Source organism: Streptomyces sp. SID5469, assembly GCF_009862865.1.
Classification (GTDB): Bacteria; Actinomycetota; Actinomycetes; order Streptomycetales; family Streptomycetaceae; genus Streptomyces; species Streptomyces avermitilis.
The window spans coordinates 1,459,975-1,473,142 of sequence record NZ_WWIN01000001.1 but is presented as its reverse complement, the minus strand read 5'-3'; the positions used below and the strand labels follow the sequence as shown (position 1 = coordinate 1,473,142).

Annotated in this window: 10 protein-coding genes and 2 pseudogenes; 9 read left to right on the top strand and 3 right to left on the bottom strand. The window is 70.2% G+C overall.

The window, feature by feature from the left end:
- Window position 1: 1 nt before the first annotated feature.
- Entirely contained in the window at window positions 2–1,642 is a 1,641-nt protein-coding gene (locus tag GTY58_RS06310; RefSeq protein WP_048894365.1) for a M6 family metalloprotease domain-containing protein, read from the bottom strand.
- 508 nt (window positions 1,643–2,150) lie between these two features.
- On the opposite strand from GTY58_RS06310, the gene GTY58_RS06305 reads away from it, so the two are divergent.
- The 5 genes and pseudogenes from GTY58_RS06305 (at window position 2,151) to GTY58_RS06290 (ending at window position 7,440) form a co-directional block, all read left to right on the top strand.
- On the top strand, window positions 2,151–2,549 hold the full coding sequence (locus GTY58_RS06305; RefSeq protein ID WP_137865312.1) for a hypothetical protein: 399 nt from the start codon (window positions 2,151–2,153) through the stop codon (window positions 2,547–2,549).
- On the top strand, window positions 2,546–4,744 hold the full coding sequence (locus GTY58_RS06300) for an aminodeoxychorismate synthase (RefSeq protein ID WP_010982616.1): 2,199 nt from the start codon (window positions 2,546–2,548) through the stop codon (window positions 4,742–4,744). The genes GTY58_RS06305 and GTY58_RS06300 overlap by 4 nt, the downstream gene beginning before the upstream one ends.
- Window positions 4,741–6,267 carry an AMP-binding protein gene (locus tag GTY58_RS06295; protein ID WP_010982615.1) on the top strand — a complete coding sequence of 509 codons (1,527 nt, stop codon included), beginning with the start codon at window positions 4,741–4,743 and terminating at the stop codon, window positions 6,265–6,267. The genes GTY58_RS06300 and GTY58_RS06295 overlap by 4 nt, the downstream gene beginning before the upstream one ends.
- Window positions 6,268–6,469: 202 nt before the next feature.
- Window positions 6,470–6,568, top strand: a pseudogene (locus GTY58_RS41555) (FAD-dependent monooxygenase); the annotation flags it as partial.
- 80 nt (window positions 6,569–6,648) lie between these two features.
- Complete coding sequence (locus tag GTY58_RS06290) at window positions 6,649–7,440, top strand: aminotransferase class IV (RefSeq protein ID WP_010982613.1); 792 nt, start codon at window positions 6,649–6,651, stop codon at window positions 7,438–7,440.
- Window positions 7,441–7,556: 116 nt separating this feature from the next.
- Here GTY58_RS06290 and GTY58_RS40495 read toward each other — a convergent pair.
- Window positions 7,557–7,730: pseudogene (locus GTY58_RS40495) on the bottom strand (carboxymuconolactone decarboxylase family protein); the annotation flags it as partial.
- A gap of 166 nt (window positions 7,731–7,896) precedes the next feature.
- Entirely contained in the window at window positions 7,897–8,502 is a 606-nt protein-coding gene (locus GTY58_RS06285; protein WP_010982612.1) for a GPP34 family phosphoprotein, read from the bottom strand.
- Window positions 8,503–8,960: 458 nt separating this feature from the next.
- Between GTY58_RS06285 and GTY58_RS06280 the strand changes: the two genes are divergently transcribed.
- The 4 genes from GTY58_RS06280 (at window position 8,961) to GTY58_RS06265 (ending at window position 13,091) form a co-directional block, all read left to right on the top strand.
- Window positions 8,961–10,334, top strand: coding sequence for a PI-PLC domain-containing protein (locus GTY58_RS06280; RefSeq protein ID WP_037646117.1), 1,374 nt, complete (start codon window positions 8,961–8,963; stop codon window positions 10,332–10,334).
- A gap of 43 nt (window positions 10,335–10,377) precedes the next feature.
- Window positions 10,378–11,283 carry an oxidoreductase gene (locus GTY58_RS06275; protein WP_037646119.1) on the top strand — a complete coding sequence of 302 codons (906 nt, stop codon included), beginning with the start codon at window positions 10,378–10,380 and terminating at the stop codon, window positions 11,281–11,283.
- A gap of 146 nt (window positions 11,284–11,429) precedes the next feature.
- Window positions 11,430–11,585, top strand: coding sequence for a hypothetical protein (locus GTY58_RS06270; RefSeq protein WP_154696721.1), 156 nt, complete (start codon window positions 11,430–11,432; stop codon window positions 11,583–11,585).
- Between the two features lie 300 nt (window positions 11,586–11,885).
- Window positions 11,886–13,091 carry a cytochrome P450 gene (locus GTY58_RS06265; RefSeq protein ID WP_010982609.1) on the top strand — a complete coding sequence of 402 codons (1,206 nt, stop codon included), beginning with the start codon at window positions 11,886–11,888 and terminating at the stop codon, window positions 13,089–13,091.
- The last annotated feature ends 77 nt before the right edge of the window (window positions 13,092–13,168 follow it).

Sequence of the window (13,168 nt, the reverse complement as noted above, 5' to 3'; positions counted from 1 at the left end):
ATTACTGCGGTATCGGTCGGCCGTTGCCGTGTGCCGCCGTCATCTGGGCCGCGTCGGACTGCATCCCCGTGTGGACGAGGGGAGTGAGGACCTTGGAGGCGATGCTCGCGAGGTCTTGCTCCATCGCCGCCAGCCGGGCCTGTATCTCCAGGATCTCGCCGGCGAGTTCGGGGGTGGTCTCGGCCCGGGCGCCGGTGCCTGCTGCCGCTGTCATGCGCTCGGCCGTCATGCGCTCGGTGGTCATGCGCTCGGTCGGGCTGGGGGCCAGTGACACGTGGGCCGTCATCACCTCACCGGGTGCCGAGACGCCGGTGATGGACACCCCGGTCTCGGCTCCGGCGTAGGAGTGGGAGGACGGATCGCTGCCATTGGTGAAGGCGGTGTTGCCCGTGCTTCCCGGGTAGGGGTCGCCCTCGTCGCCGCGGTTGCCTCCCTGTTCCAGGGCGCGACAGCCGTCGGCCTGTACGAGCCCCACCTTGTAGTGGTTCTCGTCGCTGTTGTCGGGCTGGTTCTCGTCCACGTGCCAGATGAGCAGCCCCGGGGCGGGCAGGGACCTGTCGTAGCCGGTCTGCTGCCGGTTCTCCAGCAGGAAGTACTCGCGGCCCGGGGCGCCGCGCTTCCACAGCTGGTGCACCTCGAAGCCGTTCTTCACATCAGGCAGCGCCAGCGTTCCGTCGGTTGTGACGCGCTGGGTGGAGACCCACTGCTGTTGGGCCTTGCACCAGGCGGAGGGATGGACGGGGATGTCGCCGCCTCCACCCCATGAACCCCCGCTCATGAGGCACCAGTCGCCGACTCCTTCGGAGGTGCCGTCGATGTCGTAGAGGTCGGGGAAGCCGAAGAGAAGGTGGCCGAGCTCGTGCGCGCAGACGCCGATCTTGGCGTCCTCCGGGATGGTGAGGTAGCCGTAGATCTTGGCGCCGTCCGAGGGGTAGGGCTTGGGCAGGGTCCACTTGTGGGACCACAGATCGCCGGGCTCACCGGTGACCTCGCCGCCTTCGCCCGCGTGCACGAGGACGAAGGCGTCGACGAAACCGTTGCCGTCGTTGTCGTACGGGGCGTAGTTGATCGACGGGTCGGCCTGGATGGCGGCGTCCCTGGCCATGATGTTGGCCCGGGCCTCACCGGAGGGACGGCCGATCCCGAAGTTGTTGTTGGCGTACCAGGCGAGTGTGTGCGGCAGCGTGACCGGGCCGACGACCTCGCCCGAGATGCTGACCAGGCCGTGGGTGACCTCTTTGAAGTAGTCCCGCACGCTGCCGTGTTCCAGCGTGTTCTCCGAGAAGAAGAGGTCCCTGAAGTGCTGGGCGGTGGCCGTCAGCTCCTTGTCGGGGAAGTCCACCAGGACCACGATCACCCGGACGGTCCCCCGCAGTGGGGCGCGCTCGGCGGCGGCGGCGCGGATTCTGGCCGCGGGAGTTCCGGCGGGGAACTCCTCGGGGGGAATGATCGTGCCGTCGTCGAAGCCGGGCCGGCGAGGGGTACGGGCCGGCGCTATGTGGGCGGCGAGTCCGGTGTTGGTCTCACGTATGCGTTGGAGATCGCTCCGCAGCCGGTCCCGCAGTTCCGGGCTGGGTGAGACCGCACAGAAGTCGGACCAGACGGCGCGAGCCGTAGCCCTGTCCGCTGAGTCGGGGGACATGGCACTTCCTTGTCTTTGCGTGATGAGAAAAGCACGCCAAGTCACTCACGCGGGGTGCCCGCTCGCAACCGGAAGTACGGCATACCCGGGACGCCGAACTCGCTCCGGCCGAAATGAGTGTCGCCGTGCGTCAGGGCTTTTTATGTGCCGTTGAAACCGGATGAACAGTTACGTTTTCGCGGTCCGGTTCGAGTGCGATGCGGGTCCGCTCGATTCCTCTCAGTAAGCGGTTTCGGAAGTTTTCTCAAGTTACCCGAAGTAGCGTGTGACAAAAGATATGAAGATGCGTGAAAATCCGGCAAATCGTGCGTTCCGGGCTGTTGTGAAAGGATTCTATTGAGAGTTGAACAGGCGGCGCCCTTGTCTCGTATCCGAAGGGGTGACCAGGAATTCCGTTACCGTCGCCGGGGCGTATCACGTGGTGCCGGGCCGTGAGTCAGGCTTCCACTCCTGGGGGTGGGCCCTTCTGTGGGCGAGCGCGGGACAGTCAGGGTTTCTCGGTGGTGGCGTGCTGGTCGGGGGAGGGGCGGAGTGGCATGTGGTCTACCGCTTCGGCTGCGGTGGTTCCGCCCGGGACTGGGACGCCTCGGTCACCGGAATCCAGTGGTCGGCCCGCGCGGACGAGCTCGCCCGGGAGGCCGGGGACCGGATTGTGCACGGCTCGACGGCCTGGTTCGACTCGGGGACCGTCACCCCGGCCGCACCGCGTCCGCCACCGAAATGGAAACTGCGGTTCGTCGATGTGAGCACGGTTTTCCCGCCGGTACTTCTCTTCAACCTGGCCGTGCTCCCCTGTCTTGGCAGCCTCAATTCTCTCATCCGCACTCCGTCGCTTCAGGCATTCCTGGCCGGCCCGAACGGTGGACTGCGCAAGGCTGAGAACGAACAAAGGGAGGTGGGCGGGTGAAGACCCTGCTCATCGACAATTACGACTCGTACACGTACAACCTGTTCCAGCTGATCGCCGAGGTGAACGGCGAGGAGCCGGTGGTCGTCCTCAATGACGCCCCGCCGGACGACATTCCGGATCTCCGGGATTTCGCCAACGTGGTGGTGTCGCCGGGGCCCGGACACCCCGCGAAGAGACGTGACTTCGGCATCGTCGGCGAGCTGCTCGCCGCGGCCCCCGTGCCCGTGCTGGGCGTCTGCCTCGGCCACCAGGGCATCGCGGCGGGGGAGCGGGCCTGGGTGACCCCGGCACCGGAGCCCCGCCACGGCCATCTGTCCACCGTCCGGCACAACGGCCAGGACCTGTTCGAGGGCCTGCCCCAGCAGTTCACCGCGGTCCGCTACCACTCCCTGTCGGTACGGGAACCGCTGCCACTGAGCCTGGAGCCCACCGCCTGGGCGGAGGACGGCGTGCTGATGGGACTGCGGCACCGCTCCCGGCCGCTGTGGGGGGTGCAGTTCCACCCGGAGTCCGTCCTCACCGAGTTCGGCCACCGGATGTTCGTGAACTTCCGCGAGCTGACGGCCTCCCGCGCCCGCGAGACTCGCACGGCCAAGGCCCGTACGTCCGGAACGCGCACGACCGAGCCCCCCGTGCGGCCCCCGTCCCCAAGCGCCGAGGGGGCCGGGGCAGCACCCGCCGTGCTGGTCCCCCGGCCCCGTCGCGTGGCCCCGTCCCACCGCCTTCACACCCGGCGGATCGACGTGGCCGTGGACGCCGAGGCGGCCTTCACCCGGATGTACACCGACGCGCCCCGCGCGTTCTGGCTCGACAGCTCCCGGGTCGAGGAGGGACAGTCCCGTTTCTCGTTCTTCGGTGACGGCACCGGACCGCTGGCCGAGTTCGTACGGTACGACGTCGAGAGCGGCCTCTGTGAGATCGAGCGGCCCGGGCGGCCCGTGCGCAAGGTCAGGGCCAGCGTCTTCGACTACCTGAAACGGCAGTTGGTGACCCGTCAGGTGGATGCCACGGGACTGCCGTTCGACTTCACCGGCGGGTATGTGGGCTACTTCGGCTACGAGGTGAAGGCCGACTGCGGTTCCGTCAACCGTCATCGGGCCCGAACTCCCGACGCCTGCTGGCTGTTCGCCGACCGGCTGATCGCAGTGGACCATCAGGACGGAGCCACCTACGCCGTCTGTCTCGCCGAGAACACCCGGCAGGGCGCACAGCAAGCGGCCGACTGGCTCGACGCGGCGATGGCCCAGCTCAGTTTCGTGTCCTCGGCCAAGCCGACCGCCCCGCCGCGGCCGACGGCACCCCGCCTCGATGCCGTGGAGCCGTGGCTGGTCCGCGACCGTACGACCTACCTCGCGGACATCGGGACCTGCAAGCGGGAACTCAAGGACGGCACCAGTTACGAGATCTGTCTGACCAACGCGGCCAGGCTGCCCGCCCCGTACGACCCCTACGACTTCTACCGGGTACTGCGTCGTCTCGACCCGGCGCCGTACGCGGCCTATCTGCGGTTCGGTGACCTCGATGTGGCCGGCTCGTCCCCCGAGCGTTTTCTGCGGATCACCCGCGACGGCGTCGCCGAGGCCAGACCCGTCAAGGGCACCGCGCCCCGCGGCGAGCGGCCGGAGGAGGACGCCCGGCTACGGGACGCGCTCACCACGGACGACAAGACCCGCGCGGAGAACCTGGTGATCGTCGACCTGCTCCGCAACGACCTGGGCCGGGTCTGCCGGACCGGGACGGTGAAGGTCACCCGCCTGATGGCGACCGAGACGTGCGCCACCGTGCACCAGTTGGTCTCCACCGTCGAGGGGCGGCTGCGCGAGGGCATCGGAGCGGTGGACTGCGTACGTGTCTGCTTCCCCGGAGGTTCGGTGACCGGGGCGCCGAAACTGCGCACGATGGAGATCATCGACTCGCTGGAGACCGAGGCCCGCGGGGTGTACTCCGGAGCCATCGGCTACTTCGGGTGCAGTGGGGGCGCGGACCTCGCCATCGCCAGCCGCACGGCCGTGTTCACCGACGGGGAGATGCACCTCGGCGCGGGCGGTGCGATCGTCCTCGGCTCCGATCCGGTCGGCGAGTACGACGAGATGCTGCTGAAGACGGCCGCACCGATGCGCGCCCACCGCGACCGGATCGCCGGCCTGCGGCCCGCCGCCCGCACGCTCCCGCTGAAGGAGGCGGTCCGATGAGGGCGCCGCTGCCCACCCTGAGTCCGGCCGAAGCGGGCACGTCCGACAACCTCGCGGCCGTACTCGCCGGCCGGGCCGAGCGCCGTGGCTGGACCGGGCGCCCCGCGTTCCGCCAGGGCCACCAGGTCTGGACCCACGGCGAGGTGCACGACCTCGCGGCCCGCACGGCCACCGTGCTCGCCGAGCACGGAGTCCGCCCGGGCGACCGGGTACTGCTCGCGCTGCCCGACTCCCTCGCCTGGGTGACGGCTTTCCTCGCCACCGCCCGTCTCGGCGCCGTCGCGGTCCCCGTCAACCCCGAACTCACCCCGGCCGAGCACGAGTTCATGGCCGACGACGCCGAGGCCGCGCTGTGCGTGACCGGACCGGGGCTGGAGAGACGCTTCGCGCACCGGCGGCGGCTGGGCGCCGATCAGCTGGTCGCGCTCGCCGGCACCGCCTCGCCCGCCGCCGACGCCCACCCGGTCGGGCCGCGCACCCCGCTGTACATCCAGTACACCTCCGGTACTACGGGCAGACCCAAGGGCGTCGTCCACTGTCACGGCGACCCGGGGACTTACCACGAACTCATCGGCCGACGGCTGCTGCGGATCACCGCGGACGACGTCACCCTCTCGGTGTCCAAGCTGTTCTTCGCCTACGGGTTCGGCAACGCCTTCGTCTTCCCGCTGTTCTCCGGCTCCTCCGCCGTACTGGTCGACGGGCGCCCGACCCCCGCGGCCGTCGACGGACTCGTCGCCCGGCACCGGGTGACCCTGCTCTACTCCGTCCCGTCGGCGTACGCCGCCCTCGTGGCGGACCGGGCGGTCGGGCACATGGCGTGTTTCGCGTCCGTACGGGCCGCGGTGTCGGCCGGCGAGGGCATGCCCGCCGGGTTGGCGGAGCAGGTCGCCGAGCTGCTCGGCGCGCCCGTTCTGGAGCAGCTCGGCTCCACCGAGGCCGGGCACGCGTTCTGCGCCAACAGCTTCGACCACCATCACCCGGGGACCGTCGGCCGCCCGGTGCCCGGCTTCGAGGTGGAGCTGCGGGACCGCTCGGGGCGCCCCGTGGGGGCGGGCGAGGAGGGTGAACTGTGGGTACGCGGACCTTCGTTGACGCCCGGCTATCTGAACCTGCCCGAGGAGACGGACCGCACCCTCGTCGGCGGCTGGCTCGCCACCCGGGACCGGGCCCGTCGGGAACCGGACGGCACCTACCGGCACCTCGGCCGGACCGACGACATGGAGACGGTCGGCGGCAGCACCGTCTCCCCGCTGGAGGTGGAGGCCCTGCTGGGGACTCATCCGGCGGTCAGGGAGATCGCGGTCGCGGCCGTCACCGACGCGCGCGGCGCGGGCAGGCTCCGGGCCTTCGTCGTGCCCGTCACTCCGATACCCGTAGGTCTTGAGGCCGACCTGGTCTGCCTGGCCCGCGACAACCTGGCCGCGGTCCAGGTCCCCCGCAGCGTCAGCTTCGTACCCACGCTGCCGCGTACCGCCACCGGGAAGCTCCGCCGCCACCTCGTCCGCCAGGGCGCGTGGTGACCGTGGACGCACCGGCGTCCGCGCCCACCGCGGATAAGGAACGGGCCCATGTCACAGCCCCTCTTCGCCGGCCCCGGTTCTTGTCCGGGACCGGTGTTCCGGCAGGCCGCAGACCGTCACGGAGCCGTCTTCGGCACCCTGGACCGGCCGCTGGGCATCCACCCCGGCCTCGGGACCGACCTCGGCCACACCGTGCCGGCCGGGTGAGGCGGCCCACCTCTTCCCGCCGTTCGGCGCGCGCGGCATGAACAGCGGCACCGCCGACGCCGCGGCCGCGGCGAAGACCGTCGCGAACGGGACGGCGACGGCGGGTCGGGGAGTTCGCGGACCAAGGAACGGCTCGCCGGCGAGCGCCGGCCGAAAGAACTGAGAGGAGCCACGGTGACACAACCGGCAATCGCGGAGGGCCTGTTGGCCTGGAACCCGGACAGCGGACTGACCCGTGGTCTGGCGGCCGACACCCGGCTGCTGGCCGCGGACTCGTGGCTGCTGCGCGACGGACTGGTGCGCGGCTTCGACCGCCACCGTGAGCGTTTTCGGCGCGCCTGCGCCGAGTGCGGTGCGCCGCCGCTCGATCAACTCACCGCATTCTGGCGGGAGATGACGGCGGTCCTGCCACGGGCGGGGACGTGGTTCCCGCGGGTCGAGCTGGTCAGAGGATCCCTCCAGCTGAGGCTACTGCTCAGGCACGCGCCGCCTCTCGCCACCGAGGTGCGGGTGTGGGCGGCCGGGCAGCCCGATCCGCGGACCGTGCCCCGGCGCAAGGGCCCGGATCTGGACGCCCTGGGCCGGGTGCGGCTGCGGGCCGGCGGGCAGGGGGCGGAGGAGGCCGTGCTGATCACGCCCTCCGGGGTGGTGCTGGAAGCGGCGAACTCCAGCATCCTGTGGTGGGAGGACGACACCCTCTGCATGCCACCGCCGCAGCTGCCGGTCCTGGCCGGGGTCACCGTCGGCCTTGTCCAGGAGCGGGCCCTGAGGACGGGGATCCGGCTCGCGCACCGCGAGCGGACGCCGGCGGAGCTGGCCGGCCGTGAGGTGTGGCTGGTGAACGCTCTGCACGGAATTCGGCCCGTGGTGGAATGGACGGGCCGGCCGATGAACGCCGGGTTCGCTGTGCGTGCCCCGGAATGGCGGGAATGGCTGGACGGCATCCTGGAGCCGCTGCCTGACTGATTCCGTGAGATATCCCGACCGAGTCCACGGGATATACGGAGGAGCGCGCCGGGTCGGCACTGGTGAATTCGACCCGGCGGGAATTCGATATTCACACTCAGCTGTTTGCTCGGCACCGCGAGCTGTGCCTCGTCGAAGAAACCCGGGCGGCCTCCGCGTACACGTCGTCCGGTACGTGTCCGTCGTGCACCAGGGTCACAGCCTCGGTCGACGCCAGTGCGGCACGCTCGCGTTCGGTGAAGCCGGGAGCGGGCGTCCTTCGCGTGCATGTCGAGGCAGAAAGCGCAGCCGGCGCATCGGGGGGTTGCTTTCTTGAGGGGCACGCGGGGTATGGAGCGATTATTCCGAGCGTGATTGTTCGGCCTCCAGTAAATACCTGCCCCGCATGACGGGAGGAGCTCGGTGACGGGAGGAGCTCGGTGAGGGGCACGGCTCACCGTGCGTCCGTGCCTCGTGTCAGGGGCCTCGCCAGATGTTGTCGAAGGCCGCTTCTTCGATGGATCGCCGCTGGCGTACGGCTTCCAGCTCCATCACCGCGTCGTTGACGGCGGCGAGCACCGTCACGACCGCCTCGTCGGCGATGCTCGGGGAGTCCTCGGTCGGCAGGTCGTGGATTCCGGCGGCGGCCGCGAGGACGGCCAGGACGGGCTCGCCCGATGCCCAGCGGTCGGCGGCGTGGCGCCGGGCGGGTGAGTCGACCAGTGCCGTGCGGCCGGTCCGGACGGGGAGCCAGCGGCCGGGTTGCCGGGCGACTTGTCCTTCCGTCTCCAGGGCGGCCAGATATGCCTGGGACAGGCCGCGGCCCCGGCGCCACAGCCAGTCCTCGACCGGCTCGTGGGGCGGCTGCCGAACGAGTGACGACGCGGCCTCGTCCAGCAGGCGATCACCCAGTGTCCACTGGTTGTTCGACACGATGCGATCGCCCTCCAGGGTGAGGGCCCCGGCGCCGAGGAGATCGATCACCTCGGCTCCCGCGAGGGCGAGCGACAGATCGCCCGGCTCCACATAACGGCTGGACCCCACGTCCATGGCGACGATCAACAAATCCCGCGGTGTAGTCATGAAGGGCTCCACGTCAGAGGCGTCGGTGGCGACACCTCACTGAGTAGCCGGCCTGGCCGGGGCGCGCGGCCGCTTGTGGGGGCGGGCCTTGGGACCGGCGGGAGACCGGCGCGATGTCCGGGAAAAAAGGTGCTTCTCGTACGTGACCGACTCTAGCCCGGCTGCGTCAGCGGCGGGCGGTGGGCGTGCGGGCGGGGTGTCCGCCGGTGCGGCCTGCGGTCCGGGGACGGTGCGTCCCACGCCGGCCGGGGGTGCGGGGACCCGGTGCCTGGTGGTGGCCGCAGTCGCCGCGGTGGCCGTGATGGAGCAGCGGGGTGGCGGCCCCGGGGGGCCGGGAATCCGGCCGGCGGATGGTCGGCCGATACATCAGCCACTACCAGGTCTCCCGCCCGGCGGCCGCAACGGCCATGATGTCATGCACCTGACCGTCGATCCCGATGAAGGGCATCGTGACAGTGATGCGAACCCCCCGCGCCTTGCTCGCCGCGACCGCCACGACCGCCGCGCTGGCCGTCGTCGTCGCCGTCCCCACCCCCGCCGTGTCCGCCCAAGTCCCCACCGGCGGTGCCTACTTCGTTCAGAGTGCCGTCACCGGTCTCAACGCCGCCGACAACGCGGGAGCAGTCGAACAGCACAACCCGAAGGGCAACGAGGACCACCAGCAGTGGAATCTGCGGACGAGCGGATCCGCGTACCTGCTGGAGAGTACCGACACAGCCGGCAGCTGCCTCGGCCGTTCCGGCGACCAGGCCAGAACGGTCGTGTGCACCAGCGCCGACGCGGCCTGGGAGATCACCCCGGCCGGTACCGACCAGTACACGCTCAAGGCGCCGGGAACCGACCGTCATCTGACCGTCGGCGCGAAACCCTCCGGGTCGAACTACCCCGCCCAGTTGGCCATCGGTTCGGCGGGGAGTCTGGCCTCCTGGTACCTGACCCCGGTCACCCCCTCGGTCAACCCCATGCCGTCCCCTGACCAACGCACCCTGGACCAGGTCACGTTCCTCACCGCCCACAACGCGTACGCCAACGGCGTGGACGGCGGTTTCGCACCGCCCTTCGTCAACCTGGTGCCCAACCAGACGCGCGGCATCAACCAGCAACTGACCGACGGCGTACGCGGATTCATGATGGACATCCATCAGACCTCGGACGGCGCGATCCTCTGCCACAACAGCTGCACCCTGGTCAGCAAACCGGTCGCCCTCTGGGTCGACATCCAGCGCATGGTGGACTTCCTCAAGCAGCACCCCGACCAGGTCGTCACCGTGTTTCTCGAGGACTACGTCGACCCGGGCGTCCTGCGCAGTGAACTCGCCCGCGTCAGCGGACTGTCCGACGTGCTGTACCGGCCCGACCGGACGGGTGTGCGGCAAAGCGGCTGGCCCAGGATGGCGGACCTGATCGCCGCCAACCACCGGCTGCTGATCTTCACGGACCACAGCCGCTCCTCCGACGAGTCCGCCGGGCTCACCCGGGACAGCTTCGGGGTGATGTACCAGCGGGAGTGGACGGTCGAGAACTACTGGTCCATGGGGTCGGGCCTCGGCTCCTCCGACTGGTCCTGCTACAGCCGCTGGTACGGCGCCGACACCAACATCCCGCTGACGTACACCGAATCCGCCTTCCGCCCGCTCTTCGTCATGAACCACTTCCGCGACGCGGCGATCGCCTCCACGGCCACGACGGACAACACCAAACTCGCCGACCGCGCCCAGCGGTTCTGCCGGCCGGCGGCCCGGAAGAAGCCCAACTTCCTCGCCGTGGACCGCTATGACCTGGGCAACCCGACGTCGGCCGTGGACACCCTGAACACATACACGTATCCGTAAAGCACGCCCGTCGGGCTGCGGGCCCGTGTGCCACACTCCCCGGATGACCTCGGAAACGATCACCGCGGAGGCCGCGGGCACCTGGAAACTCGGCGACCTGTCCGTCAACCGCGTCGGCTTCGGCGCGATGCGGCTGACGGGCAGTGCCGCCTTCCACCTCGGCACACCAAGTGACCGCGAACGGTCGGTCACGGTGCTGCGGCGGGCGCTCGAACTCGGCGTCAACCACATCGACACGGCCGCCTTCTACTTCTCCTCGCTGCGCTCCGCGAACGAGTTGATCAACAGTGCGCTGGCGCCGTACCCGGACGACCTGGTGATCGTCACGAAGGTCGGCCCGTACCGGGACTACACGGGGGAGTGGGGCACCGCGGCCCGCCCCGACCAACTGCGCGGCCATGTCGAGGAGAACCTGCGCCAGCTCGGCCGCGACCACCTCGACGTGGTGAACCTCCGGCGTATGCGGCAGGACTCGATCGCCGAGCACTTCGGGGCGCTCGCCGAACTGCGCGAAGCAGGTCTGATCCGGCACCTCGGCATCTCCTGCGTGGAACCCCGGCACCTCGCCGAGGCGCAGGCGATCGCGCCGGTGGTGTGCGTGCAGAACCAGTACGGGCTCCACTCGCCGGATGCCGGGGCCGACACGATGCTGCGGATGTGCGGCGAACAGGGCATCGCGTTCGTGCCGTTCTTCGCGATCGCCGGGGAGGGCGGTGCGCAGGGCTCCAGCGGCAGCGAGGACGACGAGATCCGCGCCGTCGCGCGGGCGCACGAGGCCACGCCCGCGCAGGTGCGGCTGGCGTGGACCCTCCAGCAGGGTCCGCACGTGCTGGCCATCCCCGGCACCGGCAACCCGGACCACCTTGCGGCGAACGTGGCCGCGGGCGCCATCAGGCTCACGGCCGACGAGCTGGCGCGCCTTGACGCCGCGTACCGGCACGGGGGATGAGGCGGCGGCCGCCGGGCCGCCGGCGGAAGCCGCCGGTGCCCGGCTCGGCGGCCGCTCCGAACGTGCCCCCGGGTGAGCGCGGGCGTGCCGTTCCACGGTGTTCCAGGGCGAGCTGAGCTGACAGCCGCTCGGTTCAGAGCCCCCACGTGCGTCCTGAGCGCTCGCCGGGCGGCTCCCGGGTGAGGCTTCCGTTCCGGGACGCCCTGCGCGGCCTCGACTTCCCGGTGCACCGTGAGCGGCTGCTCGGGCATCGCGGCCTGCTGGTGCGTCACGACGTCGTACACGGTGCGGCTGCCGGGTGACAGCTGCCGGCCGTCGGGTGCGCGGGCGGTACGCGGCTTCCTCCTGGGTGCGGTCCGGCGAGGACACACGGTCATGGCGCGGCGGGATCCGCGGTGTCTCCGAGCCGCGCGGTCCCTTCGGCCTCACCTTGTGGCGCCGATACCGGGATCGCCGGAAGACCCCGTGCCCCGCCCGTTGTCCTCCGGCATCGGGTACAGCGGGGGCCAAATAGCGCATGTGGAGGTATCCAGGCGTCTAAGCAACGCGGAATTGGCATATGCATGGATCAATGAAGGCGGCTGGAACTGGAGAACAGCGCGATGACCCCAAGCGACGAAGCAATCATGTGCCCGTTCGACTTCAGCAAGGGCCTGGAGTTCGATCCCTCGCTCGCGGAGCTCATGGCCCGCGATTCCATCACCCGCATCCGGCTGCCGTACGGCGATGCCGACGCCTGGCTGGTCACCGGGTTCGACGCGGTGCGGCAGGTGACCACCGATCAGCGGTTCAGCCGGGCGGGGATCATGGGCTCCGACTATCCCCGGCTGACACCGGAGCCCATCGTCTCCCCGGAGTCGATCAATGTGGTGGACCCGCCGCACAGCAGCCGTCTGCGCCGCCTGGTATCGCAGGCCTTCACCAAGGGGCATGTGGAGCGGATGAGACGGAGAATCGTCCGGCTCGCGGACACGCTGCTCGACGAGATGGCCGCGCAGGGGCCGCCGGCGGATCTGGCGCACCACTTGTCGAACCGGCTCCCGCAGCACACCATCTGCGACGTTCTCGGGATCGAACAGGACGACTGGCCCCGGATGGAGCAGTACGTGCACCAACTGCTCTCCACCGGCCCGGACAGCCGCCAGAGCGCCGCGACGGCCAAATCCGAGCTGCGGGAGTACTTCGGCGGACTGGTCGAAAAGCGGCGGAGCTCCCCCGGGAACGACCTGATCAGCGCGTTGGCCGCCGCCAAGGACGGCGAGGACGTACTCGACGACCAGGAACTGGCGGTCATGGCGCTGACGCTGATGCTCAGCGGGCACGACACGGCCACCTGCCAGATCAGCAACATCTGCTATCTCCTCCTCACCCGTCCCGAGCTGATGAAGCACCTCAGGAGCCGGCCGGACACGCTGACCGCCGTCCTGAACGAGATGCTCCGCTTCATTCCCTTCCGCAAGGGGGTCGGCATTCCCCGGGTGGCGGTGGAGGACGCGGAGGTGGACGGGGTGAAGATCCGGGCGGGTGACTTCGTCCATGTGTCGTACCTGACGGCGAACCGTGACCCGGAGCGCTACCCGGACCCGGACGCCATCGACCCGGACCGGCCGTCCCTGCCGCACATGACCTTCGGCTGGGGCGGACACCGGTGCATCGCCGTGCCGCTGGCCATGGCGGAGCTGGAAGTGGCCATCGGGCGGTTGCTGGAGCGGTTCCCGGAGTTGCGGCTGGCCGTACCGCCGGAGGAAGTGCGCTGGGACACGGAGACGATCCGACGCTTCCCGATCGAGCTGCCCGTGGCCTGGTAAGGCCGCGGATACGGTACTGGCCGGCATCGCACAAGGACGGCGCCGGCCGACGGCCGGGTCCTGGCGGCCACCAGCCG

Excerpts from the sequence above, each read along its gene's own strand:
- GTY58_RS06280 (WP_037646117.1), top strand. The coding sequence starts at position 8,961 with ATGCGAACCCCCCGCGCCTTGCTCGCCGCGACCGCCACGACCGCCGCG.
- GTY58_RS06310 (WP_048894365.1), bottom strand. The coding sequence starts at position 1,642 with ATGTCCCCCGACTCAGCGGACAGGGCTACGGCTCGCGCCGTCTGGTCC.
- GTY58_RS06275 (WP_037646119.1), top strand. The coding sequence starts at position 10,378 with ATGACCTCGGAAACGATCACCGCGGAGGCCGCGGGCACCTGGAAACTC.
- GTY58_RS06285 (WP_010982612.1), bottom strand. The coding sequence starts at position 8,502 with ATGACTACACCGCGGGATTTGTTGATCGTCGCCATGGACGTGGGGTCC.
- GTY58_RS06265 (WP_010982609.1), top strand. The coding sequence starts at position 11,886 with ATGACCCCAAGCGACGAAGCAATCATGTGCCCGTTCGACTTCAGCAAG.
- GTY58_RS06295 (WP_010982615.1), top strand. The coding sequence starts at position 4,741 with ATGAGGGCGCCGCTGCCCACCCTGAGTCCGGCCGAAGCGGGCACGTCC.